Source organism: Klebsiella sp. K5-306, assembly GCF_051835185.1.
Lineage (GTDB): Bacteria > Pseudomonadota > Gammaproteobacteria > Enterobacterales > Enterobacteriaceae > Klebsiella > Klebsiella oxytoca.
The window spans coordinates 130860-153736 of the sequence record NZ_JAIFJY010000002.1; the positions used below are offsets into that span (position 1 = coordinate 130860).

The following is a 22877-nucleotide window of genomic DNA, read 5'->3' on the forward strand; positions in this document are numbered from 1 at the left end:
CTTGACCAGATTCATCATTTCCCTAAATATTAATTATGCATTTAATTAATTTCAAGCGAGTGATGCTATGACATCTGAAGTCGCCACCCAACCGGCGGTACCCTCGATCCGCCTGCTCTTCAGCGCCCTGCTGCTGGTGATGCTGCTCTCGGCGCTGGATCAGACCATCGTCTCCACCGCGCTGCCGACCATCGTTGGTGAACTTGGCGGGCTGGATAAGCTTTCCTGGGTGGTCACCGCCTATATCCTGAGTTCGACCATCGCGGTGCCGCTGTATGGCAAGTTTGGCGATCTGTTCGGGCGCAAAATTGTCCTGCAGGTGGCGATTGTACTGTTTCTTGCCGGTTCCGTTCTTTGCGGGCTGGCGCAAAATATGACCCAACTGGTGCTGATGCGCGGCCTACAGGGGCTGGGCGGCGGCGGCCTGATGGTGATCAGTATGGCGGCGGTGGCTGACGTTATCCCTCCCGCCAGACGCGGCCGCTATCAGGGACTGTTTGGCGGCGTCTTTGGCCTGGCGACGGTCATCGGGCCGTTAATTGGCGGCTTCCTGGTGCAGCACGCCTCCTGGCGGTGGATTTTTTATATCAACCTGCCGCTGGGGCTGTTTGCGCTGCTGGTGATCGGTGCGGTTTTTCACAGCAGCAACAAACGCAGCCAGCATCAGATCGACTGGCTGGGAGCGATCTATCTCAGCATGGCGCTGCTGTGCATCATCCTGTTTACCTCCGAGGGCGGCAGCGTCCGCGCGTGGAGCGACCCGCAGCTGTGGTGCATCCTGGCGTTTGGTCTGGTCGGGATCGTTGGCTTTATTCATGAAGAGCGGCTGGCCAGCGAGCCGATTATTCCGCTCTCCTTGTTCCGCAACCGCAGCTTTTTGCTGTGCAGCCTGATTGGCTTTGTTATCGGCATGGCGCTGTTTGGTTCGGTGACCTTTCTGCCGCTCTATTTACAGGTGGTCAAAGAGGCGACGCCGACCGAGGCGGGCCTGCAGTTAATTCCGCTGATGGGTGGCCTGCTGCTGACGTCAATCATCAGCGGGCGCATTATCAGCCGCACCGGCAAGTATCGCCTTTTTCCGATTATCGGCACTCTGCTGGGGGTCATCGGCATGGTGCTGCTGACGCGCATCACTATTCACTCCGCGATGTGGCAGTTGTACCTGTTTACCGGGGTGCTGGGGGCGGGCCTGGGGCTGGTGATGCAGGTGCTGGTGCTGGCGGTGCAGAACGCGATGCCCGCGCAGATGTACGGCGTGGCGACCTCCGGGGTCACGCTGTTTCGATCGATTGGCGGTTCCATCGGCGTGGCGCTGTTTGGAGCGGTGTTTACGCATGTGCTGCAAAGCAATCTCCAGCGCCTGCTGCCGGAAGGCGCGCAGCTGCCGAGGGCGCTGAACCCGGCGGCGGTGCAGAATCTTCCGGCGGAGATTCGCCTCGATTACCTGGATGCCTTCGGGTCCGCTATTCATGCGGCGTTTCTGATGGCCGCCGGCATTATGGCGGTAGCGTTCGCGCTCTCCTGGTTCCTGAAAGAAGCGCCGTTAAAAACCACCGCAGGCTAGACGGCGGCGGCAATACGTAACAGCGCCTGGCGCAGTGCCGGTGTGGCAAAATCGATAAATTTACGCAGCTTGAGCGGAGCCAGATCCCGGGAGGTGTACAGCAGGTGCACCGGCACAGGTTCCGGCTCCATCGCTTGCAGGATCATCCGTAATTCGCCGCGGGCCAGGCCATCGATCGCCTGGTAATGCAGCAGTCGGGCCACGCCGACTCCCTGGCGGGCAGCCTCGGCGGCGCTCTCCGGCGTGGTCAGTGACAGCACCGGCTGCAGCACCACCAGCCGGTCCTCCGCCTCTTCGGCGTGAAAGCGCCAGCCGCGGTAAGGCATCGGTGATTCAATACCAATGATCGGTAGCGCGGCCAGCTCGCGCGGGCGTTGTGGTATGCCGTATTTTTCCAACAATGCCGGGTGGGCGCAGGTCACGATGCGCATCTCGCCCAGCCGGGTGGCCACCATCCCGCTGTCCGGTAGCGGGCCGATACGTACCGCTAAGTCAATATGGTCGCCCACCAGGTCGGCATTGCGGTCGCTGAGCAGCAAACGGACGCGAATCTGCGGGTAACGAGCGAGAAAACGGGCGACTATCGGTAAAACATGCAGGCGCCCAAACATGGTTGGGGCTGAGAGAACCAGTTCGCCTTTTGGCTCCTGATATTCACCCGCCGCCTGGCGCTCGGCGCGCTCTACCTCTTCCAGAATGCGCCGCGCGGCGGCGACATAATCGACGCCAGCATCGGTCAGCGTCAGCTTGCGCGTAGTGCGGATCATCAGGCGTACGCCGAGGGTATTTTCCAGTTCGCCAATCTGGCGACTGACGGTAGTCAGGGGCATATTCAGCGCCCGCGCAGCCGCCGACATACTGCCGAGTTCGGTCACTTTTACCAGCAGCGCCATCGCGCTAAGTCGGTCCATAATTATCCCGTTTTACGGAAAGATGATTGTCATATTCCCACTATTATCTTTTCTGCCAGCACAGTCCATGATGAGTTACGCCGCAACGCATCGGGAGGATCTATGCCAGCAGAATTTCTTGATATCGCCATGACGCCGGACGTGATGGATGTCCAGCATGAAATGGGCAGCGATGAGCTGTGGCAGGCGCCGCATCGCCAGCGCCGGGGTGAGCGCTTCGGCGCCAGCGAGGAGGCGATGATTGTCACCCGCGACAGCTTCTATCTGGCCACCCTTTCGCAAACCGGCTGGCCCTATGTTCAGCATCGCGGCGGTCCGGTGGGCTTTCTGCATCTGCTGGATGAAACCACCCTGGCGATGGCGGATTTTTCCGGTAATCGCCAGTACATCACCACCGGCAACCTGCGCGGCAGCAATCGAGCCTGTCTGTTTTTGATGGATTACCCGCGGCGTGCCAGGCTGAAAATCTACGCCACCGTAGAGGTTGTGGCGGTGGATGCCGACCCGCAGCTGCTGGCGCGGGTGGCCCCGGAGAACTATCGGGCCCGGATTGAGCGCATTTATCGTTTCCGCTTACAGGCTTTTGACTGGAACTGCCCGCAGCATATTACCCCGCGCTACACCGCCCGACAGGTGGCGGAGTATAGCCAGACGCTGCAACAGCGTATTGACGAGCTGGAGCGGGAAAATCAGCGTCTGCAGCAGCGTATTCATACAGGAGATTCATGATGACCGAACAACGTCCGCCTCTGCCGCCGTTCACCCGCGAGAGCGCCGCGCAAAAAGTCCGAGCCGCTGAAGATGGCTGGAACAGCCGCGATGCCGCTAAGGTCGCGCTGGCCTATACCGTCGATAGCGAATGGCGTAACCGCAGCGAATTTGTTCACGGCAGAACGCAGATTATCGACTTCCTGCAGCGCAAATGGCGTAAAGAGCAGGAGTACCGGCTGATTAAGGAGCTGTGGGCGTGGAACGATAATCGTATTGCGGTACGCTTTGCCTATGAGTGGCACGACGACAGCGGCAACTGGTTTCGTTCATACGGCAACGAAAACTGGGAGTTTGATCGGCACGGCCTGATGCAGACGCGCTACGCCTGCATCAACGATCTGCCGATAACCGAAAGCGAGCGTCTGTTTCACTGGCCCCAGGGCCGTCGTCCGGACGATCACCCGGGGCTGAGTGAGCTGGGGCTGTAAGGCGCTGTTCTGCGGAACGAGCCTCACCGTTAAAGAGATCCCCGGAGGCGGCGCTGCGCACCTGTCCGGGCTACTCGATCGTAGCCGGCGGTGAATCCGTAGCCCGGGCAGGCGCATCACGCCGCCCCCGGGAGAAAGGGGGAAGATGATTTTATTTCCGGTTGCGGTTTTTGCGTTTAAAACCTCCCCACAAAGTCGTTATAGTTTCAGACGAAAAAATAATAACGATCTTCTATGGACTGACGGGGTGATAACAATGAAATTGCGTTTACGGACAGCCGCCGCCGTGGTGCTGGCGGGCCTGCTGCTGGCGGGCTGCGACCAGAAGGGCAGCGATGCGAAACACATTAAAGTCGGCGTGATTAACGGCGCGGAACAGGATGTGGCGGAAGTGGCGAAGAAAGTGGCCAAAGAGAAATATGGCCTCGACGTTGAGCTGGTGGGTTTTAGCGGCTCGCTGCTGCCCAATGAGTCCACCAACGCTGGCGATCTGGACGCCAACGTTTTCCAGCATCGCCCGTTCCTCGAACAGGATAATAAAGCCCACAACTATCACCTGGTAGCGGTAGGCAACACCTTCGTCTTCCCGATGGCGGGCTACTCGCGCAAAATTAAATCCGTCACCGAGCTGAAAGACGGCGCGACGATTGCCATACCGAACGACCCGACCAACCTGGGGCGCGCGCTGCTTCTGCTCCAGCAGGAAAAGCTGATTACCCTCAAAGCGGGCACCGGCCTGCTGCCGACGGCGGTCGATATCACCGACAACCCGCATAACCTGAAAATTATGGAGCTGGAAGGGGCGCAACTGCCGCGCGTTATCGACGACCCGAAGGTCGACGTAGCGATCATCAGCACCACCTACCTGCAGCAAACGGGCCTTTCCCCGGTGCGCGACGGTATCTTTATTGAAGATAAAAACTCGCCCTATGTGAACATCATCGTGACCCGCGAAGACAACAAAGACGCGGAAAACGTCAAAGCGTTTATCCACTCCTACCAGTCGCCGGAAGTGGCGAAAGCGGCAGAGACGATCTTTAACGGCGGCGCGGTGCCCGGCTGGTAATCACTCACACAAGGAGACGTGGCGATGACCCGGCAACGCCAGGCTGATTTGCTGCTCATAGCCGCGACGGTTATCGCCGCCTGCGGATGGATTTTTTCCCGGGAAGCGATTGCCGGTATGCCGGTTTTCGCTTTCCTCGGTCTGCGCTTTTTCTTCGCCGCGCTGCTGCTGCTGCCTTTCTGCCGCGGCTTTCGCGTCGGCAGGGAGCACTGGCCGCGCATCATAATCAGCGGTCTGTGGTTTGCCTTAAACCTGTGCCTGTGGATCTACTCGGTATCGACGACCCCGTCGCTGGGCGAAGGGGCGTTTATCATGAGCCTGTCGATGCTGTTCGTGCCGCTTACCGCCTGGGTGATGATGAAGGCGAGGCCGGCGCGGGCCTACTGGGAGTGCCTGCCGATAGCGGTTGTCGGTCTCGGCTTGCTCAGCCTGCATATGCCGATTGCGTTTCACCCCAGCCAGGGTTGGTTTCTGCTGACCGCGCTGGTGCAGTCGATCTGGTTTTGCTACACCAGCAAAAGCGCCCGCGAGGTGCCGCTAATCCCGCTGACCACCGTGCAGCTCGGCATTACCGGGATTGTTGGACTGGGGGTCTCCGCCGCCGTCGAAAGCTGGGATCAGCCGTTTACGCTGCCGACCTTCGGCTGGCTGCTCGCCAGTATCGTTATCGCCACCAGCCTGCGCTTCGGCCTGCAAATGAAGGGGCAGAAGTACGCGGCGGTCGCCAGCGCGGCGATTATTATGGTGCTGGAGCCGCTGCTGACGGTGATTGCCGCGACGCTGTGGTACGGCGAACAGCTACCGCTGCAGAAAATTATCGGCGGCCTGCTGATCCTCGTCGCTCAGCTATGGTTCCGCTGGCGAATGCTGAAGCCGCTACGCTAAACCGGTACGCCGCTGCGCCATCAGATGCAGCAGCGGCACCAGCGATAGCCCGTCCGGCATATCGCCGCGGGCGATCATCTGGCCTATCTCTTCGAGGGTAAACCAGCCCGTTTCCATCACTTCGTCCTGATCTTCATCCATTCCCACCCAGGCCAAATCGCGGGCCAGCCAGGTAATAAACAGCTGATCGCTGCTACCGTAGGAGGGGTTATAGCGGATAATTTCTTCAGCGTGCTGCGCCTGCCAGCCGGTCTCTTCTCGCAGTTCCCGCAGGGCCGCCTCGCGCGGGTCTTCGCCTTCATCGACGCCGCCGGAAGGAATTGCCCATACCACCCCATCGATCAGGTAACGGTAGTGGCGAATCAGCAGCACTTTGTCATCCTGCATCGCCACAATCCCTACCGCCGGGTGCGGGTAGTGAATAGAGTAAAAATCCCGCCGATCGCCGGGCGCCATATCAATCCCAACCTTGCGCATACTGAACCACGGACAATGCGCCAGAACTTCGGCATCATGCAGGTCGTCTGAGGTGAGTTTCTTCTTCATCGTCGCCACTGTTTCTGAAAAATAAGCCTTCAGCACACCATAGCCGGGCGGCGATGGCAACCGTCGCAGATTGGCCCGATTTCATCGTTCATTGCCCAAACGCCCATATTGCGCCAGGCTTGTGGGACGTACGATGTTCAGCAGATGACCGCGAAGAGGAATGAACATCATGAAAATCACCCATGTGCGTAATGCCACCCAGCTTATTGATTATGCGGGTAAAAAGTTTCTCATTGACCCGATGCTTTCTGCCAAAGGCGCCTGGGCGGGCTTTGCCGGTACCGCGCGCAGCGAGTTGCGTAACCCGCTGGTGGATCTGCCTTTTTCCATCGAAGCGATCGTTGACGTGGATGCCGTGATTGTTACCCACACCCATCAGGATCACTGGGACGAAGCGGCGATCGCCGCGATCCCCAAAACCCTGCCGGTTTACGCCCAGCATGAGGCCGACGGACAGCTACTGCGCGGGCAGGGCTTTCGCGATATTCGTCTGCTCTCTGAGGACAGCGCGTTTGCTGACGTTGCGCTGGTAAAAACCACCTCGGGCCAGCACGGCAGCGACCGCACCTATGCGGTGCCGGCAATGGCCGAGCGCCTGGGCGAAGCCTGCGGCGTGGTGCTGCGCCATCCGCAGGAGAAAACCCTGTGGCTGGTGGGGGACTCTATCTGGCGCGATGAAGTGGAAGCCGACATGCTCAGGCTGCGCCCTGAGGTGGTGGTGCTGAATGCCGGGTATGCGCACGTCATCGGTTTTGGGCCGATCATCATGGGCAAAGAGGATGTGCTGAAGGCGCACTTCACCCTACCGGAAGCCAAAATCGTCGCCAGCCATATGGAAGCGGTGAACCACTGTCTGCTGAGCCGCGATGAGCTGCGCCAGTACGTGGCTGACAATCAGATTGCCGGGGCGGTCAGCATCCCGCAGGATGGGGAAAGTATGATCTTTTAGAAGCGGAGCGGGCGATGAAACTGACGGAAGTGGCGATTGTGGCGGTGGACGGGTTTAGTCCGTTTCACTACTCGGTGCCCTGTATGCTGTTTGGCGATACGGTCTCGGAAACCAAACGCTTTAACCTGCATATTTGCGCCGAACACCCCGGGCTGCTGAACGCTCGCGACGGCTTTGCGCTGAACGCCAGCGGCGATTTTTCCACTCTGGAGCAGGCGGATATTGTGGTGGTGCCTTACTGGGGGGCGGTGAATCAGCGTCCACCGCAGCCGCTGCTTGACGGCCTGGTTCGCGCGCGTAACAACGGTGCGCAGATCGTCGGCCTGTGTCTCGGGGCGTTTGTGCTCGGCTACGCCGGGCTGCTGGATGGCAGGCGTGCGGCGACCCACTGGGAGTTCGAGCAGGATTTTCAGCACCTGTTTCCGCAGGTGCGGCTGGATATCAACGCGCTGTACGTTGACGATGAGGGGATCATCACCTCGGCGGGCACCGCGGCGGCGCTCGACTGCTGCCTGTATCTCATTCGCCAGCGCTTCGGCAGCCTTGCCGCCAATCAGATCGCCCGGCGGATGATCGTCCCGCCGCACCGGGAGGGAGGACAGGCGCAGTTTATCGCTCAGCCGGTACCGAAAAACACCCGCGACGCGCGGATAAACGGCCTGCTTGAGTATCTTCAGCAGCATATCCGCGAATCGCATAATCTCGATTCGCTGGCGCAGGTGGCGGCGATGAGCCGCCGTACCCTGACCCGCCATTTCGCCAAAGCGACCGGTATGGGCATTGCCGACTGGCTGGCCGCCGAGCGCCTGCGGCGCAGCCAGATCCTGCTGGAGGCCGGGGATTTACCCGTCGGGCAGGTGGCGGAGGAAGTGGGCTATCGCTCCGCCGTAACCTGGCGTCAGCAGTTTAAAGCGCGCTTTGGCGTCAGCCCGGTGGAGTGGCGGCGCACCTTTCGTCGCGGGGCTTAGCCGCCGAGCGTGGCGCTGTCGATGACGAAACGGTATTTCACGTCGCCTTTAATCATCCGCTCCCAGGCCTCGTTAATCTGGTCGCCGCGAATCAGCTCAATATCGGCGACGATGCCGTGCTCGGCGCAGAAATCGAGCATCTCCTGAGTTTCCGGGATGCCGCCGATCATCGATCCGGCAATTGACCGGCGGCGGAAGATCAGATTAAACACTTCCGGCGAGGGATGCGGCGTGGCGGGCGCGCCCACCAGCGTCATGGTGCCGTCGCGTTTGAGCAGCGTGGTGAAGGCATCGAGGTTATGCGGCGCCGCCACGGTGTTAAGTATAAAGTCGAAGCTTTTCAGATGGGCGGCCATTTCGTTTTCGTTGCGCGAGACCACCACTTCGTCCGCGCCCAGCTCTCGCGCCGCGTCACGCTTGGATTCCGAGGTAGTAAAGGCCACCACGTGGGCCCCCATGGCGTGGGCCAGCTTGATGCCCATATGCCCCAGCCCGCCGATGCCTACGATGCCGACTTTTTTGCCCGGCCCAACGTTCCAGTGGCGAAGCGGCGAGTAGGTCGTGATACCCGCGCACAGCAGCGGCGCGACGGCGGCCAGCTGTTCTTTGGGATGGGATATGCGCAGCACGTAGCGCTGATGAACAACGATCTGCTGGGAGTAACCGCCGAGCGTGTGGCCGGGCGCATCCTGCGTCGGGCCGTTATAGGTGAGCACCATATGATCACAGTAGTTTTCCAGCCCGTCCCGGCACTCCTCGCACTCTTTACAGCTATCGACCATACAGCCGACGCCCACCAAATCGCCAACGGCGTGACCGGAGACGCGGCTGCCCACGGCGGTCACCCGGCCGACGATTTCATGACCCGGCACGCAGGGATAGAGCGTCCCTGCCCACTCGGAGCGCGCCTGGTGCACATCCGAGTGGCAGACGCCGCAATAATCAATGGCGATCTGCACATCGTCCGGCCCCGGCTCGCGGCGGGTGATGGCCATAGATCCCAACGGCTGGCTGGCCGAATTCGTTCCAATAGCGTTGATTTGCATAGCAAAACCTCTTCTACATAATGATAATGGCGTTGAATAAAACGGAGGGGGAGAGCGTTTTTTGAGCGGCAGGATCAAGCGTAGCCTGGTTGAGGCGCGATGGGAGGGGGAGAGCTCAAAGGGTTAAAGATGGGCTCACCCCCGCAAACGGAGTGCAGAAAATATCAGGGCGCGACGGGCGTCAGATAATCCAGCCGCAGCGGCCCGGCAAGCAGGCTATCCATCTGCGCAATAAAAGCCTGGAAGTGCGGCAGGGCGATATGCGCGTCCAGAGCCTCCTGATTGCGCCAGGATTCGCGCATATAGAACGTATCCGGCGCATCGCGCAGCTGAAACAGGGCGTAATCAAGATTGCCCGGCTCCTGACGCGTGGGCAACAGGAGCGCCCGCAGGGCCTGGCGCAGCGCGTCGCTGTGGCCCGGTTTCGCCGTCAGCACCGCGATAAATGAAATCGCCTCGCCGCTCATCTTAAAAACCCTCCAGCACGATTTTGCCCACCGAGCGCCCGGTTTCCAGCTGCGCGTGCGCTTTTTGCAGATTGGCGGCGGTGATGGCGCCGTAGTGCTCGCCGAGGGTGGTCTTAATGGTGTTGTCGTCAATCAGAGCCGCCACGCGGGTCAGCAGCTGATGCTGGGCGATCATGTCCGGCGTTTCGAACATCGAGCGGGTAAACATAAATTCCCAGTGCAGGGAGATGCTTTTCGCCTTCAGCGGCACCACGTCGAGGGTTTGCGGATCGTCGATTAGCGCCAGCTTGCCCTGCGGTGCGAGAGCGGCGATCAGCTGCGGATAGTGCTGGTCGGTATTGGTCAGGCTGGCGACGTGGGTTACCGCTTTGACGCCAATCCGCGCCAGCTCTTCAGCAAGCGGTTTGCTGTGATCGATAACATGATGCGCGCCCGCTTCCCGTACCCATTTCTGGCTTTCCGGACGCGAGGCGGTACCGATGACCGTCATACCGGTGAGCTTGCTGGCGAGCTGGGTCAGTATCGAACCGACGCCGCCCGCCGCGCCGACGATCAGCAGCGTGTCGCCCGCGTTGCCGCCTTCCTCTACGCCAAGGCGGTGGAACAGTAGCTCCCATGCGGTGATGGCGGTGAGCGGCAGCGCGGCGGCGGCGGCGTTATCCAACGAACGCGGTTTGCGGGCGACGATGCGTTCGTCCACTAACTGAAACTCGCTGTTGCTGCCCGGACGGCCCAGCGCGCCGGCGTACCACACTTCATCGCCCGCGGCGAACAGGGTTACCGCGCTGCCGACGGCTTTAACTACGCCAACCGCGTCCCAGCCCAGCACGCGCGGGGTATCGGCGTTAAAGCCGGCGCGGACTTTGGTATCCACCGGGTTGACGGAAATGGCCTTCACTTCAACCAGCAGATCATGCCCCTCGGCAACCGGCTGCGGCAGCTCGATGTCGGTTAAAAAAGGAATGTTGCTGCCTTCGGTCGCTGCGCGAGTAATGGCGATCGCTTTCATACACTCTCCGGTTTTGAATGAGGTTCATCGTTTGAATGTATTGAGGATAGACCGCGGCACGTGGGGGAAAAATGGCCCGGCGGCGATAACAGTTATATTGAAAAAGTGAAAATCAGCGGACGCGATAAAAATCGAGCGTTACGCCGTCCTGGGAGCGGCCGCCGGAACAGATAAACAGCGAGGTGGTGAGCCAGCGCAGCGCCGGCGCATCCACTTCGAAAGTCGGTACGGTACGAAAATAGATCGCTTCCGGCGGTATATCGCTAAAAAAGCGCATATCGTCGCCAAAAAGACGTTCTTTATACTCTTCGGGTAGGCGTCGAATGCCGTTGTTTTCAATATATACCGTGCCTCCTTCCACGTGTAAGGCATAGCGCGCGGAGAGGCGGCAGGTGCCGTCAGGCTCGATGATCTGGCTGTCGACGCCGCCGGGTAAGACGTGTCCGTTGAGCTCACCGCGTACGATTCCGCTGAGGATAGGGATCAGCTGACGTTTCCCGCTCTGCGGGCTGCGGGAGACGATGACCGGTTTGTCGACCTGAATGGTGATAGAGAAGCTGTGTTTGAGTTCGGGTGTCATCATTGGTCTCCTTTTTAAGCCACGTTATCCCGTTAGTGTAAGGATTTAAAGGTGAAGGGAATAACGCAAACATTGGATGGAAATGATTGGCTGGGGAGATGGGATCTGAAATCGGCAGGCTTATTTTCGTTTATTTCGAATATTGAGAGTTTCGAATATTTCGAATATACTCGCCTGTATGACTCACAGGAGGCAATCATATGACTACACTGACTCATCTCAACCTTCCCGATCGCCAGGAGAGCGAACTTGCGCAGCGCGGACAGCGTGAGCTTGCGGCGTATCTTTCCACCAGGCTGGAAACACAGCGTATTGCCATTGTAGGAGAGGATGATAAAGCTCATACCATAGAGCTACCTACAAGTGCGCTGACATTGCTGATGGAGATATTGGGGGAGTTGGCTAGCGGAAATGCGGTACAAATCGTTCCCGTACATGCGGAACTCACAACCCAGGAGGCGGCAAATATACTCAATGTCTCTCGTCCGCATATGGTTAAGCTCCTGGAAGCGAGGAAGCTCCCATTTCATAAAACGGGGCGTCATCGCAGAGTGTTGTTTGCCGATCTTATGGAGTATAAGAAACGCAGGGAACAGGAGAGCCTGGACGCGATGCAATCATTGGCCGATCAGGCGCAGGACTTAGGGATGTATTAATGCGTCATTCACCTTATCCGGTGATTTTAGATGCCTGTGTTATATCCGGCACGACTCAGAGATTTGCTGATGCACCTGGGGATTGCCGGGCTGTATCAACCAAAATGGAGCCGCTGCATTCAGGATGAATGGTGCAGAAACTTGATTGCTAATCGGCCTGACATTCTGCCAGAGACGCTTCAGCGTACTGTCAAAATGATGAATTCCGCCTTACCAGATGCCAATGTTACGGGATATAAGGGATTAATAAGTAATCTGCATCATAGCGCGCGAAAAAAAACCAAAGGGCGGCGGCCAGTCTCCGCAGTTTAAAATACGCATTGATCCGGCATTGAAGGAACAACTGGATGCCGTGGCGGCGGAAGAGGGGGTGAGTCTCGCGAGCTGGTTTAAAAAACTGGCGAGAAGCGCGCTAAAAGCGAAAGGCATTGAACCGAAAGGCTGATTTTCTGGATAAGTTCACATGGATAAAATGATTGAACTGGCGGAAGATCACAGGAGTTGAACCTGCCCGGGACCGCTGGCGGCCCCAACTGGATTTGAAGTCCAGCCACCTCACCGGAGATGACGATCTTCCGCGCCTCGATTGCTACATGGAGGCGGGCGCATTATAGCTACTTTCCTGCATTAACCACATCCCCCAAGGCACTTTTTTACTGCGAAAACTGGACTTTACAGAACCTTCTGAAACATTCCCTTGCAAAATCCGTGGCTTACACTTTTACACACTCTTTCAGGCTACCGGGATCACATAAAACAAGAAACGTAATTTGATTATGAGATATCGCAATTCATCTTACTGCGCGGATGGGTTACAAAGCATGTAACCGGTACCAACCCGCGGTAGCGCTGAGAGAAGAGTGTGCGATGAAAGATCATATTTTGTCCGTCAAAGAGAAGATTGGCTACGGCATGGGCGACGCCGCAAGCCACATCATTTTCGATAACGTCATGTTGTATATGATGTTTTTCTATACCGATATCTTTGGTATCCCTGCCGGCTATGTCGGTACCATGTTCCTGCTGGCCCGCGCGCTGGACGCGATATCCGACCCTTGCATGGGGCTGCTGGCCGACCGTACCCGCAGCCGCTGGGGAAAATTCCGCCCGTGGATACTGTTCGGAGCGATTCCGTTCGGTCTCGTGTGCGTACTGGCCTACAGCTCGCCGGACCTGAGTCATAACGGCAAGCTGATATACGCCGCGGTCACCTACACGCTGCTGACCCTGCTCTACACCGTGGTCAACATCCCCTACTGCGCGCTGGGCGGGGTCATTACCGACAATCCGACGCAGCGCATCTCCCTGCAGTCCTGGCGCTTTGTGCTGGCGACGGCGGGCGGCATGCTCTCCACCGTCCTGATGATGCCGTTGGTGAACTTTATCGGCGGCGAAGATAAAGCGTTTGGCTTCCAGGGCGGCATCGCGGTGCTCTCGGTGATCGCGTTCCTGATGCTGGCGTTTTGCTTCTTCACTACCAAAGAGCGCGTCGAAGCGCCGCCGAGCTCTACCTCGATGCGGGAAGACCTGCGTGATATCTGGCGCAACGATCAGTGGCGAGTGGTTGGCCTGCTGACCATTCTCAATATTCTCGCGGTCTGCGTTCGCGGCGGCGCGATGATGTACTACACCACCTGGATTATGGGATCCGCGGGTCTGTTCACCGCCTTCCTCACCACCTACTGCGTCGGCAACCTGATTGGCTCGGCGCTGGCGAAGCCGCTTACCGACTGGAAATGCAAAGTCAGCGTTTTCTGGTGGACCAATGCTCTGCTGGCGGCGCTGAGCGTGGCGATGTTCTTCGTGCCGATGGACGCCGAAATCACCATGTTCGCCTTTATCTTCGTAATTGGCGTGCTGCATCAGCTGGTGACGCCGATTCAGTGGGTGATGATGTCCGACACCGTCGACTACGGCGAATGGTGTAACGGCAAACGCCTGACCGGCATCAGCTTTGCAGGCACCCTGTTCGTGCTCAAGCTGGGCCTGGCGCTGGGCGGCGCGCTGATTGGCTGGATGCTGGCGGGCGGCGGTTACGATGCCGCGGCCAAAACCCAGAACAGCGCCACTATCACCATCATCATCTCATTGTTCACCCTTGCTCCGGCGGTCTGCTACCTGCTGAGCGCGGTTATCGCGAAACGCTACTACACCCTGAAAACGCCGTTCCTGAAGAAGATGATGGCGGAACTGGCTCAGGGCGCGCGCCGCAACGAACACGACTTCACTTCAGCGCCGACAGGCAAAGAATTGCAAAACTAAGAGGAAGCTATTCATGAAAATCAGTGATGGAAACTGGCTTATTCAACCAGGGCTCAATCTGATCCAACCCGTGCAGGTCTATGAGGTTGAGCAGCAAGGTAACGAGATGGTCGTCTATGTGGCGTCTCGCGAAGTTCGCGAACGCGCCGCCCAACTGGACGTTCCGCTCTTTACCGTGCGCTTCTTCTCCCCACAGGAAGGGGTGATCGGCGTACGCATGGAGCACTTCCAGGGCGCACTGAACAACGGCCCGCATTACCCGCTGAACGTGCTGAAAGACGTGAACGTGGAGATTAATAATGGCGCTGAATATGCCGAGCTGAAAAGCGGCAATTTGACCGCACGCGTCACGAAAGGCGATTTCTGGTCGCTGGATTTTCTGCGTGACGGCGTGCGTATTACCGGTAGCCAGCTGAAAAATGACGGCTACGTGCAGGATACCAAAACGAATCGCAACTATATGTTCGAGCGTCTGGATCTCGGCGTCGGCGACACCGTTTATGGCCTCGGCGAGCGCTTTACCGCGCTGGTGCGTAACGGCCAGACGGTCGAAACCTGGAACGAAGACGGCGGCACCAGTACCGAACAGTCGTATAAAAATATCCCGTTCTACCTGACTAACCGCGGCTACGGCGTGCTGGTGAATCATCCTGAGCGCGTCTCTTTCGAAATCGGCTCCGAAAAAGTCTCGAAGGTGCAGTTCAGCGTCGAAGGGGAATACCTGGAGTACTTCGTCATCGACGGCCCGACTCCGAAAGAGGTGCTGAACCGCTATACCCGGTTTACCGGGCGTCCAGCGCTGCCGCCAGCCTGGTCCTTCGGCCTGTGGCTGACCACCTCGTTTACCACCAACTACGATGAAGCGACGGTTAACAGCTTTATTGACGGTATGGCAGAGCGCAACCTGCCGTTGCACGTGTTCCATTTCGACTGTTTCTGGATGAAAGCCTTCCAGTGGTGCGATTTTGAGTGGGATCCGGTGACCTTCCCTGACCCGGAAGGGATGATTAAACGCCTGAAAGAGAAAGGACTGAAGGTCTGCGTGTGGATCAACCCGTATATCGGCCAGCGTTCACCGGTGTTTAAAGAGCTCCAGGAGAAAGGCTATCTGTTGAAACGTCCGGATGGTTCATTGTGGCAGTGGGATAAATGGCAGCCGGGCCTGGCGATTTATGACTTCACCAATCCGCAAGCCTGCCAGTGGTATGCCGACAAGCTGAAAGGCCTGGTGGCGATGGGCGTAGACTGCTTCAAAACCGACTTCGGCGAGCGTATTCCGACCGACGTGCAGTGGTTTGATGGTTCCGATCCGCAGAAAATGCACAACCACTACGCCTTCATCTATAACGAGCTGGTGTGGAACGTGCTGAAAGAGACCGTTGGCGAGAAAGAAGCGGTGCTGTTTGCTCGTTCCGCCTCGGTGGGCGCGCAACAGTTCCCGGTGCACTGGGGCGGCGACTGCTACGCCAACTATGAATCGATGGCGGAAAGCCTGCGCGGCGGCCTGTCGATCGGCATGTCCGGTTTTGGGTTCTGGAGCCACGATATCGGCGGCTTCGAAAACACCGCGCCCGCCCACGTCTACAAGCGCTGGTGCGCCTTCGGCCTGCTGTCGAGCCACAGCCGTCTGCACGGCAGCAAATCCTATCGTGTGCCATGGGCCTACGATGACGAGTCCTGCGACGTGGTGCGCCACTTCACGCAGCTGAAATGCCGCATGATGCCGTATCTGTACCGTCAGGCGGCGCTGGCCAACGAGTTCGGTACGCCGATGCTGCGTTCGATGATGCTGGAGTTCCCGCACGACCCGGCCTGCGACTATCTGGACCGGCAGTACATGCTGGGGGATTCGGTGCTGGTGGCGCCGGTGTTTAGCGAAACGGGCGACGTCCAGTTCTGGCTGCCGGAAGGCCGCTGGACCCATCTGTGGCACAACGATGAAGCGCAGGGCAGCCGCTGGCATAAGCAGAATCATGATGTGCTGAGCCTACCGGTGTACGTGCGTGACAACACCCTGCTGGCGTTGGGCAACAATGACCAGAAACCGGACTACGCGTGGAATGAAGGCACCGCCTTCCAGCTGTTTAATCTCGAAGATGGGCGCGAAGCGGTCAGCCAGGTGCCGGCAGCGGACGGGTCGGTGGTCTTTACCCTGAAGGCGAAACGCCAGGGCAATGTCATTACCGTCAGCGGTGACGGTGAGGCCAGCGGCTGGACGCTGTGCCTGCGCAATATCCAGCAGGTAGCGAGCGTGCAGGGCGGTGTTCAGGCAGGCAGTGAGCTGGGCGTGGTGGTGACCGCGCAGGGCAATGCGTTGACCATCACGCTGTAAGTTTTTGCTTCCTGAAGCATGGGTTCACAGCCATCTGCGGACCCGTAGCCCGGACAAGGCGCGACAGGCGCCGCCTCCGGGGAATGTGCCGAACCTGATGCATCTGCGCTGCTGCTCCCCGGCTCGCGCTGCGCTTAGCCGGGCTACGGATCCTGTGGGCCAGGTAGCACGGACAAGGCGCGGCAGGCGCCGCCTCCGGGATACAGGCGCAATGTAGCTTCAGGTTATCCTCCCCGGTGGCGCGACGCTTACCGGGGCTACAGGCTATGCCCTCTTCGTTTGCGGAGAGGGTTTTTTTATTCCATTTCTTCTGAAAAAGTAACGTTCATTTCATTCTGGTGATTCACCCCACAGACACTCGCGCCGTCAGGTGATAGCGTAGTTTACCGCTGAGAGGAGCCCGGAATGGATTTAGAAAACATTTTTCGTGACGTTAAGCTAAGCAAAACCGAAATGACCGTGCTGCGTTTTATTCAGAATGACCCTGAGCAATGTGTGCGCGAGGGGATCCGCGCCGTCGCGGAACACTGTTATAGCAACCCTTCCTCGCTAGTGCGGTTGGCGAAGAAACTGAAATTCAGCGGCTGGCTGGAGCTGGTCTATTTTATTAAATTCAATATCACCATGCCGAAACTCGATGTCACCAACGATATCGACTACATGAGCATTCAGCCGATAGAGCGGATAACTTCTCTACTGGAAAGCCTGCAACATCATCGCATTTTGATTCACGGCAGCGGCTTTTCGCAGCTGATCGCCCAGTATATTTACAATAAATTTTTGGTGACCGGGGTAAACGCCAGCCTGGCGCTATGGCCGGATTACGAAATTCTTGAGCAGAAGAACGCCGCTAAATTTGATTCGATCTGGATTATTTCCAAATCCGGGCGTAGCAGTTCGGCGCTGAACTGGGTGAAGGCGCTGGAAGGGAAGAAGATTAATCTGGTCTGCTTCACCGGCGATTATCAAAGCCCGCTGGCGCAGGCGGCGGATACGGCGTTTATTATTCACGATCCGCAGAAATTCGATGATGATATTTACTGGAGCAACCCGTTTTTTGGCTACTGCATACTCGGGTTTGAGCGGCTGCTGAAGATGTGGTTTACACACACGGGGATCCCCGGAGGCGGCGCCTGAGGCGCCTGTCCGGGCTACCGCCCCGCAGGCGGTGGTGAACCCGTAGCCCGGTCAGCGCAGCGCCACCGGGAGGAGTGCGGTGGCGCGAGGGTGGGATTATTGCCAGTCGGCGAACTGCTTATCATCGAGATAAGCTTCAACAAGCGCTTTTGCCAGCGAATAAGAGCCGACCAGCGGATGCGCCATCAGCGCCCGTACCGCCAGTGACTTATCCCGCTGCAGAATCGCCGCCACCGCCAGCCGCTCATACTCCTTCACGCTGGCGATCATGTTTTTCTGCGCTGTCGGCACATGTTTCGGCGTCACCGGCTTCAGGCCCTCTTTACTGAGATCGCAGCTGATCTCAATCACGTCGTCCTGGCGCAGGAAGTCCAGCGTGCCGTTGTTGGGCATCGACACCACAATACGCTTGGTGGTGGTGCTGTTGACCGCCTCCAGAATATCCAGCGCCACCCCTGCGTAGCCGCCGGTATCCGGCTCCTCGATAAACTGCTTTAAGGTTAACGGCTCGCGGGTATGGAATTTTTCCTGCTGCGACTCGTTCTGCATATAGCTATTTTCCCGGCGCAGATAGTGCTTCATCCAGATGGTAAACGCCGCTTCCGGGTTGGCTTTCACATCCACGGTCCGCAGCTCTTCGCGCATATCGTGATTGATACGGGCAATCTGCTCGCCGCGGGTTTCCGCTGCGTTCTGAATCGCTTTTAAAGCCACTTCTCGATAGTAGTAGTAGTAAAGATATTCATTAAGCAGTTGCTTATCGCATAGCTGAACCAGCTCCGGCGAAAAATACTGCATCGCCGTCTTACGATACAGCTCAGGACTGGTAATCAGGCGCTCGGTGACATCCTCGCCGCTTACGGTGAAGTGGGTAAACCAGGAGAAGTGGTTCAACCCGTAGCACTCAACGCCGAGATCGCGCTCGTCGCAGCCGAGGATTGCCGGCAGCTCGCGAATCAGCTCCGACGGCGCGTCGCAGATGCCGTACACCCGGCGCTTAAAGCCGGATTTGATAATCGCCTCGGTGACCAGCCCTGACGGGTTGGTGAAGTTAAAAAGAATAGCGTCTCCGGCGGCGTGCTCTTCAATCAGGCGGCAGTAGTGAAGAATCGCCGGAATGGAACGCATCGCCATGGCGAAACCGCCAGCGCCGGTGGTCTCCTGGCCCAGGGTGTTGTGCTGCAGGGCGATACGCTCGTCGCGAATGCGACTCTCATCGCCGCCTACCCGCAGGGTGGTGATGACATAGTGGCTATTTTTGAGTGCCGGCACCGGGTCGCTGGTTACGCTGAAGTGAATATCCGGGCGAATCGTATTAAACACATAGCGGGCGATTTCGCCAAAAATTGCCAGATTCTCAGCGGAGCTGTCGAGAAATACAACTTCCGTTAAACCAATGCGGTGCGCGTTATATGCCAGAGATTTTGCCAGGAACGCAGAGCGAACGCCGCCCCCGCCTAATACGGTTAATTTCATAAACAACTCCTAATTAATTTTCTGCTAGCCAGCTATCAACCCGGGAACGGACCTGTCCCACTTTGACGCCGTAAATAACCTGAACTTCATTTCGATTTCGTACTACGCCGTTTGCACCGGTGCTTTTTAATATTGCATCATCAACTAAATCCATATTGTGAATAGCGACGCGCAGGCGGGTAAAACAGTTGTCGACGGAAATAATATTCGCTTTGCCGCCTAAGCCATTAATAATCTCGTTGGTCACCGACTGCGGTTCGCCCATTTTTTTACGATAATCAGCTTTGCTATATAACTTCACGTTTTCATCGTCTTCACGGCCCGGCGTTTTGAGATTCAACTTAACGACCAGCGTGCGGAAGATAACGTAGTAGACGGCGAACTGGCCGATCCCGATGAGCACGTAGCCGGGCCAGCGGGTCAGGGCGACCGGCAGCGGCAGGTTGTAAATCAGAAACTCAATCAGCCCCGAGGCGCCCCACGGACGGACGGTAAAGATGTCGCAAATCGCCTGCGAAGCTGCGGTTAAGGTAGCATGGATCACCCACAGCAGCGGGGAAACGAACAGAAAGGTAAACTCAATCGGCTCGGTGATACCGGTGAGCATGGAAGTGATAATGGCCGGTAGCAGAATCGCTTTAGCCATCATTTTTTTCTCCGGTTTCGCCGTATGGTAGAACGCCAGCGAGGCGCCGGCCAGGCCGAAGATGGTGGTCATCCCCTGCTGTGAGAAACGCAGCGCCTCGTTCATCACCGGCGTCAGATCCGGGTGACGCATATAGGCGAGGAAAATCGCCTGGGTTCCGGAGACTATCTGCCCGTCGACGTTCAGCGTGCCGCCGATTTGCGTGAGCTGGAACGGCGACCAGACGAAGTGGTGCAGGCCGGTGGGGATGAGGAATTTTTCAAAGAAGCCGTAAACGAAGACCCCCGCCACGCCGGCGTTTTTCATAAAGCCGGTCAGCGCCGCGATGCCGTGGGTCATAAACGGCCAGATCCAGGTAAAAGCGATGGCGTAGAAAATGATGACCGGCGTCATCGCCACCAGTGTCAGCTTGGCCCCGCCGTACATGGAGAGCGCTCCGGGTAGCTCAATAGTCGATACTTTGTTATGCACCCAGGCGATGGTGCAGCCGAGAATAATGCCGAGGAAAACCCCCATATCGACCACCACAAAGCCCAGCAGTTGGGTTTGCCCGGTGCCGTAATATTCGCCGTTAATTTTTTCCGCCAGGCCGTGAGTATGCTCCAGCCAGGAGTGGTTGGCGCCAAGAAACATAATAAAACACATCACTGAAACCAGCGCGACTTCGGTTTTTTTATCTTTTGCCAGGCCATAGCTGATGCCGACGCAAAAGAGTAATCCCAGATTGCCGAATAAAGGCCAGAAGGTATCGCCGAGTAGCTGTCCAAGCTGGTGTAAAAAGCTGGTCTCCGAAATTAATGTTGGGTTGGTTAAGACTGAGCTGAGTGCCAAAATTAAGCCGATGACCGGCAAGAACAATACTGCACCGATCATTGCTCTGGAGAATTTTTGCATATTCTCCAGAATACGTTGACGTATTACGGACATGGTCGTTCCTTTATTTTTGTATACCCGTCATACTTCAAGTTGCTTATGTGTTAGCTACGCTCGCTCACCCCAGTCACATAGTTATCTATGCTCCTGGGGACTCACTCCCTTGCCGCCTTTAAGCAACTCGAATTATTTTGGGTATAGGTTCAGGGACTTTAATTATTTTTTTCGCTTCCAGTATTTTTGTTATAGCAAGTCCGCTATTTAAAAGGAACAGGTTGCGGAAAATAGGTACAAATAGCCGCTAAATGGCAACAGGTTTCACCATTAAGGATATTATATAACCCTCACCCCAAACCTCTCCCTGAAAGGGAGAGGGGGTCGATCGGTGTGGGGATAAAAAAATAAAGAGTGCAGAGGGCGGTTCCCTCTCCTCGGCGGGGAGAGGGTTAGGGTGAGGGGAAATTAAGGGGTAGACATTATCGGAGCAGAAGGAGCCTGAGCGCTGGTAACTTCACCGTTGCGCATGACCTGCGCTACCTGCTGTTTCTCCATATTGACTGCGCTGAGCTGACCGTTAACGGTTGGCTTCAGCGGCGCATCTGGCAGCACGCTGCCGGTCGCCGTTAGCTGGAGATTACCATCGCCGGATATCGGCAGCGCTGGCCAGCCCCAGGCCTGCAAAATATTTAGCGGCACGCCGCGACCGCTCAGGCTCAGGTTGACCTGACGCTGCGGAAGCTGCGACACCGCCGCGGTGGCTTGCAGGATCCCACGCTCGGTAAAGGCGCTGAGCTCGTTAACGTTCACCGTTGAGGCATTGGCGCTCAGCTTCAGCGACGGGCGGCGGACATCAACACGATTAAAGGTCGCGGCGGCGGCGTTCAGCGTCGCGCTACCGTTCCACACGCCCCAGCTGCGGTTTTTCACCAGCTGCAGCTCGCCGCCGTAGCCGTCGAGCGCGGTGATTTGCCACGGGAACGCCGGTTCAACATCGATAATGAGGTTGCGGCTGGCGCTGAACTTTCTCAGCGTCAGGCTTTGCAGCCACTCGGGAAGCGGCGCCATCCATAGCTGCTTCCAGTTGGTCGGCAGCGTATATTCCAGTCCGGCGAACGCGGTGTCGTCCAGCACGAGGGCATGGTCGGCGCGCAGCCAGTTGCCGGACGTGCGCACCATCCCGCCCTCCCAGCGTGAGGTGAACTGGCGCAGCGCGATACCCTGCGGGGAGAATCCGGCGTTAAGGATTGGGTCGAGGAAGTGCAGCGAACCGTAAATAAACTCGTTGGCGTTCATCGACAGCGTGCCATCCTGGCTTTGCCAGTCGCCGCGGCTCAAGGTCAGGTTGCGCAGATTAAGGTCGAGGCCAGCGATCGCCCAGTCAGGCCCCTGCAGGCTGGCGTCGGTCACGTCAAGGCGGCCAATCTGCAGCGAGGGCAGGGTGGTCAGCGGCGTGAAAAAGTCGGCGAGTGATTTATCGCTTTGCAGACGGATCTCGTTGAGGCGCAAATTATCGACCTGCCAGCCGCCGTCGGCGCTGCGTTTTGCCGTGCCGGTGAGCGTGCCGCGAGCGACGTCCGCCCCGAGGGTCGAGAGCGTCACTTCGCCGTTATCGATATTCCCCTGAATCAGCACGTTGCTGGCTTCAATACCGTTGAGCGTCATCGACCCGGCGCTCATCTGAATTTGCGTTTTCTTGCCCAGCACATTACCCGCTTCCGGCGCCCACGGGCTGACGCCGCCGGTGACGCGCTGCGCGCTCAGATCCCAGTCGCTCTCCGGGCTGTTGAACGCCATATTGCGCAACCGGAGACGATCGGCGGCGAACGGCAGCGCTGCGGAAGAAGGGGAGAAGTTTAGCGTACCGTCGCTGAGAATGATTTCGTCAGCATGCAGCGGGTCGCTAAACTGGCGGCTGCTAAATCCGATATCCACGGTTTGCGCCACCAGCGTGGCGGGTTTGCCGTCGCGACCGAGGGTGACGTTTTGCAGCTGCAGGTGCAGTGGCGAAGAGAAATTATGGTCCATTTTGTTGAAAGAGACCTTCCAGCCGGTACCGTCGCTTAGCCAGGCGCTGGCCTGACGCCCTCCCCACTGGGTTTGCAGCAGGAAATAAGCGGCAATAATCACTACCAGCAGAGCAATCAGCAGCCAGAGAATCAGCTTTCTGAGAAATTTCATGATCTTCGATCCTGAGCGAGGCACATAAGGCTGTTATGCCCGAATTATGCGCAATCCTCAAGACAGGAATTGTGTAATGAGATGATGTGAGGTTGATGATGTTTGCGCTCCGGCCGACGTTGCGCGG

At 57.8% G+C, this 22877-nt stretch carries 21 protein-coding genes and 1 tRNA gene; 12 read left to right on the plus strand and 10 right to left on the minus strand.

What is annotated here, in order from left to right; genetic code table 11:
- Positions 1–67 precede the first annotated feature (67 nt).
- Entirely contained in the window at positions 68–1564 is a 1497-nt protein-coding gene (locus K2184_RS04300) for an MDR family MFS transporter (RefSeq protein ID WP_004107020.1), read from the plus strand.
- On the opposite strand, the gene K2184_RS04305 is transcribed toward K2184_RS04300, so the two are convergent.
- Positions 1561–2475, minus strand: coding sequence for a LysR family transcriptional regulator (locus tag K2184_RS04305; protein WP_064370665.1), 915 nt, complete (start codon positions 2473–2475; stop codon positions 1561–1563). The genes K2184_RS04300 and K2184_RS04305 overlap by 4 nt on opposite strands.
- A gap of 102 nt (positions 2476–2577) precedes the next feature.
- Between K2184_RS04305 and K2184_RS04310 the strand changes: the two genes are divergently transcribed.
- From K2184_RS04310 to K2184_RS04325, 4 genes are all read left to right on the plus strand, one after another.
- A complete protein-coding gene (locus tag K2184_RS04310; RefSeq protein WP_024274831.1) occupies positions 2578–3204 on the plus strand; it encodes a pyridoxamine 5'-phosphate oxidase family protein in 627 nt (208 codons plus the stop codon).
- Positions 3204–3674, plus strand: a complete 471-nt coding sequence (locus tag K2184_RS04315; RefSeq protein ID WP_004107014.1) for a nuclear transport factor 2 family protein — start codon at positions 3204–3206, stop codon at positions 3672–3674. The genes K2184_RS04310 and K2184_RS04315 overlap by 1 nt, the downstream gene beginning before the upstream one ends.
- Positions 3675–3930: 256 nt before the next feature.
- Positions 3931–4740: a lipoprotein NlpA gene (nlpA, locus tag K2184_RS04320; RefSeq protein ID WP_017145214.1), complete on the plus strand. Its 810-nt coding sequence runs from the start codon at positions 3931–3933 to the stop codon at positions 4738–4740.
- A gap of 24 nt (positions 4741–4764) precedes the next feature.
- Positions 4765–5625 carry a DMT family transporter gene (locus K2184_RS04325; RefSeq protein WP_049095427.1) on the plus strand — a complete coding sequence of 287 codons (861 nt, stop codon included), beginning with the start codon at positions 4765–4767 and terminating at the stop codon, positions 5623–5625.
- On the opposite strand, the gene K2184_RS04330 is transcribed toward K2184_RS04325, so the two are convergent.
- Positions 5617–6171: an NUDIX domain-containing protein gene (locus tag K2184_RS04330; protein ID WP_049095425.1), complete on the minus strand. Its 555-nt coding sequence runs from the start codon at positions 6169–6171 to the stop codon at positions 5617–5619. The two genes, K2184_RS04325 and K2184_RS04330, sit on opposite strands and share 9 nt — an antisense overlap.
- A 169-nt stretch (positions 6172–6340) precedes the next feature.
- On the opposite strand from K2184_RS04330, the gene K2184_RS04335 reads away from it, so the two are divergent.
- Positions 6341–7120, plus strand: a complete 780-nt coding sequence (locus tag K2184_RS04335; protein ID WP_163524739.1) for an MBL fold metallo-hydrolase — start codon at positions 6341–6343, stop codon at positions 7118–7120.
- Between the two features lie 14 nt (positions 7121–7134).
- Positions 7135–8088, plus strand: coding sequence for a GlxA family transcriptional regulator (locus tag K2184_RS04340; protein WP_024274829.1), 954 nt, complete (start codon positions 7135–7137; stop codon positions 8086–8088).
- Here K2184_RS04340 and K2184_RS04345 read toward each other — a convergent pair.
- The 4 genes from K2184_RS04345 to K2184_RS04360 form a co-directional block, all read right to left on the minus strand.
- Positions 8085–9134 carry an NAD(P)-dependent alcohol dehydrogenase gene (locus K2184_RS04345; RefSeq protein WP_004107002.1) on the minus strand — a complete coding sequence of 350 codons (1050 nt, stop codon included), beginning with the start codon at positions 9132–9134 and terminating at the stop codon, positions 8085–8087. The two genes, K2184_RS04340 and K2184_RS04345, sit on opposite strands and share 4 nt — an antisense overlap.
- A 164-nt stretch (positions 9135–9298) precedes the next feature.
- On the minus strand, positions 9299–9601 hold the full coding sequence (locus tag K2184_RS04350; RefSeq protein WP_029779396.1) for a putative quinol monooxygenase: 303 nt from the start codon (positions 9599–9601) through the stop codon (positions 9299–9301).
- Position 9602: 1 nt separating this feature from the next.
- Complete coding sequence (locus K2184_RS04355) at positions 9603–10610, minus strand: zinc-binding alcohol dehydrogenase family protein (protein ID WP_024274827.1); 1008 nt, start codon at positions 10608–10610, stop codon at positions 9603–9605.
- Between the two features lie 112 nt (positions 10611–10722).
- Complete coding sequence (locus K2184_RS04360) at positions 10723–11190, minus strand: DUF3237 domain-containing protein (RefSeq protein WP_004106996.1); 468 nt, start codon at positions 11188–11190, stop codon at positions 10723–10725.
- Between the two features lie 200 nt (positions 11191–11390).
- Here K2184_RS04360 and K2184_RS04365 point away from each other — a divergent pair, with 200 nt between their 5' ends.
- Both K2184_RS04365 and K2184_RS04370 read left to right on the plus strand, forming a co-directional pair.
- Positions 11391–11846 carry a helix-turn-helix domain-containing protein gene (locus K2184_RS04365; protein WP_004106993.1) on the plus strand — a complete coding sequence of 152 codons (456 nt, stop codon included), beginning with the start codon at positions 11391–11393 and terminating at the stop codon, positions 11844–11846.
- A 253-nt stretch (positions 11847–12099) separates the two neighbouring features.
- Complete coding sequence (locus K2184_RS04370; RefSeq protein ID WP_049593708.1) at positions 12100–12291, plus strand: toxin-antitoxin system HicB family antitoxin; 192 nt, start codon at positions 12100–12102, stop codon at positions 12289–12291.
- Between the two features lie 37 nt (positions 12292–12328).
- On the opposite strand, the gene K2184_RS04375 is transcribed toward K2184_RS04370, so the two are convergent.
- Positions 12329–12423: transfer RNA gene (locus K2184_RS04375), tRNA-Sec, on the minus strand.
- Between the two features lie 290 nt (positions 12424–12713).
- Here K2184_RS04375 and K2184_RS04380 point away from each other — a divergent pair.
- The 3 genes from K2184_RS04380 to K2184_RS04390 all read left to right on the plus strand — a co-directional run bounded on the left by K2184_RS04380 (position 12714) and on the right by K2184_RS04390 (position 17577).
- Positions 12714–14108, plus strand: coding sequence for a glycoside-pentoside-hexuronide family transporter (locus K2184_RS04380; RefSeq protein ID WP_004106990.1), 1395 nt, complete (start codon positions 12714–12716; stop codon positions 14106–14108).
- A 13-nt stretch (positions 14109–14121) separates the two neighbouring features.
- A complete protein-coding gene (gene yicI, locus K2184_RS04385) occupies positions 14122–16440 on the plus strand; it encodes an alpha-xylosidase (RefSeq protein WP_016809955.1) in 2319 nt (772 codons plus the stop codon).
- Between the two features lie 405 nt (positions 16441–16845).
- Entirely contained in the window at positions 16846–17577 is a 732-nt protein-coding gene (locus K2184_RS04390) for a MurR/RpiR family transcriptional regulator (RefSeq protein ID WP_004106985.1), read from the plus strand.
- A 96-nt stretch (positions 17578–17673) separates the two neighbouring features.
- Here the strand turns inward: K2184_RS04390 and K2184_RS04395 are convergent, their stop codons facing one another.
- The 3 genes from K2184_RS04395 to K2184_RS04405 all read right to left on the minus strand — a co-directional run bounded on the left by K2184_RS04395 (position 17674) and on the right by K2184_RS04405 (position 22750).
- Entirely contained in the window at positions 17674–19053 is a 1380-nt protein-coding gene (locus K2184_RS04395; protein ID WP_004106983.1) for a family 4 glycosyl hydrolase, read from the minus strand.
- Between the two features lie 13 nt (positions 19054–19066).
- On the minus strand, positions 19067–20626 hold the full coding sequence (locus K2184_RS04400) for a PTS transporter subunit EIIC (protein ID WP_004106980.1): 1560 nt from the start codon (positions 20624–20626) through the stop codon (positions 19067–19069).
- Between the two features lie 408 nt (positions 20627–21034).
- Positions 21035–22750, minus strand: a complete 1716-nt coding sequence (locus K2184_RS04405) for an AsmA family protein (protein ID WP_163524742.1) — start codon at positions 22748–22750, stop codon at positions 21035–21037.
- Positions 22751–22877 lie beyond the last annotated feature (127 nt).

Bases quoted from the DNA above. Each gene is read 5' to 3' on its own strand.
- K2184_RS04300 (WP_004107020.1), top strand. From the start codon at position 68: ATGACATCTGAAGTCGCCACCCAACCGGCGGTACCCTCGATCCGCCTG.
- K2184_RS04305 (WP_064370665.1), bottom strand. From the start codon at position 2,475: ATGGACCGACTTAGCGCGATGGCGCTGCTGGTAAAAGTGACCGAACTC.
- K2184_RS04310 (WP_024274831.1), top strand. From the start codon at position 2,578: ATGCCAGCAGAATTTCTTGATATCGCCATGACGCCGGACGTGATGGAT.
- K2184_RS04315 (WP_004107014.1), top strand. From the start codon at position 3,204: ATGACCGAACAACGTCCGCCTCTGCCGCCGTTCACCCGCGAGAGCGCC.
- nlpA (WP_017145214.1), top strand. From the start codon at position 3,931: ATGAAATTGCGTTTACGGACAGCCGCCGCCGTGGTGCTGGCGGGCCTG.
- K2184_RS04325 (WP_049095427.1), top strand. From the start codon at position 4,765: ATGACCCGGCAACGCCAGGCTGATTTGCTGCTCATAGCCGCGACGGTT.
- K2184_RS04330 (WP_049095425.1), bottom strand. From the start codon at position 6,171: ATGAAGAAGAAACTCACCTCAGACGACCTGCATGATGCCGAAGTTCTG.
- K2184_RS04335 (WP_163524739.1), top strand. From the start codon at position 6,341: ATGAAAATCACCCATGTGCGTAATGCCACCCAGCTTATTGATTATGCG.
- K2184_RS04340 (WP_024274829.1), top strand. From the start codon at position 7,135: ATGAAACTGACGGAAGTGGCGATTGTGGCGGTGGACGGGTTTAGTCCG.
- K2184_RS04345 (WP_004107002.1), bottom strand. From the start codon at position 9,134: ATGCAAATCAACGCTATTGGAACGAATTCGGCCAGCCAGCCGTTGGGA.
- K2184_RS04350 (WP_029779396.1), bottom strand. From the start codon at position 9,601: ATGAGCGGCGAGGCGATTTCATTTATCGCGGTGCTGACGGCGAAACCG.
- K2184_RS04355 (WP_024274827.1), bottom strand. From the start codon at position 10,610: ATGAAAGCGATCGCCATTACTCGCGCAGCGACCGAAGGCAGCAACATT.
- K2184_RS04360 (WP_004106996.1), bottom strand. From the start codon at position 11,190: ATGACACCCGAACTCAAACACAGCTTCTCTATCACCATTCAGGTCGAC.
- K2184_RS04365 (WP_004106993.1), top strand. From the start codon at position 11,391: ATGACTACACTGACTCATCTCAACCTTCCCGATCGCCAGGAGAGCGAA.
- K2184_RS04380 (WP_004106990.1), top strand. From the start codon at position 12,714: ATGAAAGATCATATTTTGTCCGTCAAAGAGAAGATTGGCTACGGCATG.
- yicI (WP_016809955.1), top strand. From the start codon at position 14,122: ATGAAAATCAGTGATGGAAACTGGCTTATTCAACCAGGGCTCAATCTG.
- K2184_RS04390 (WP_004106985.1), top strand. From the start codon at position 16,846: ATGGATTTAGAAAACATTTTTCGTGACGTTAAGCTAAGCAAAACCGAA.
- K2184_RS04395 (WP_004106983.1), bottom strand. From the start codon at position 19,053: ATGAAATTAACCGTATTAGGCGGGGGCGGCGTTCGCTCTGCGTTCCTG.
- K2184_RS04400 (WP_004106980.1), bottom strand. From the start codon at position 20,626: ATGTCCGTAATACGTCAACGTATTCTGGAGAATATGCAAAAATTCTCC.
- K2184_RS04405 (WP_163524742.1), bottom strand. From the start codon at position 22,750: ATGAAATTTCTCAGAAAGCTGATTCTCTGGCTGCTGATTGCTCTGCTG.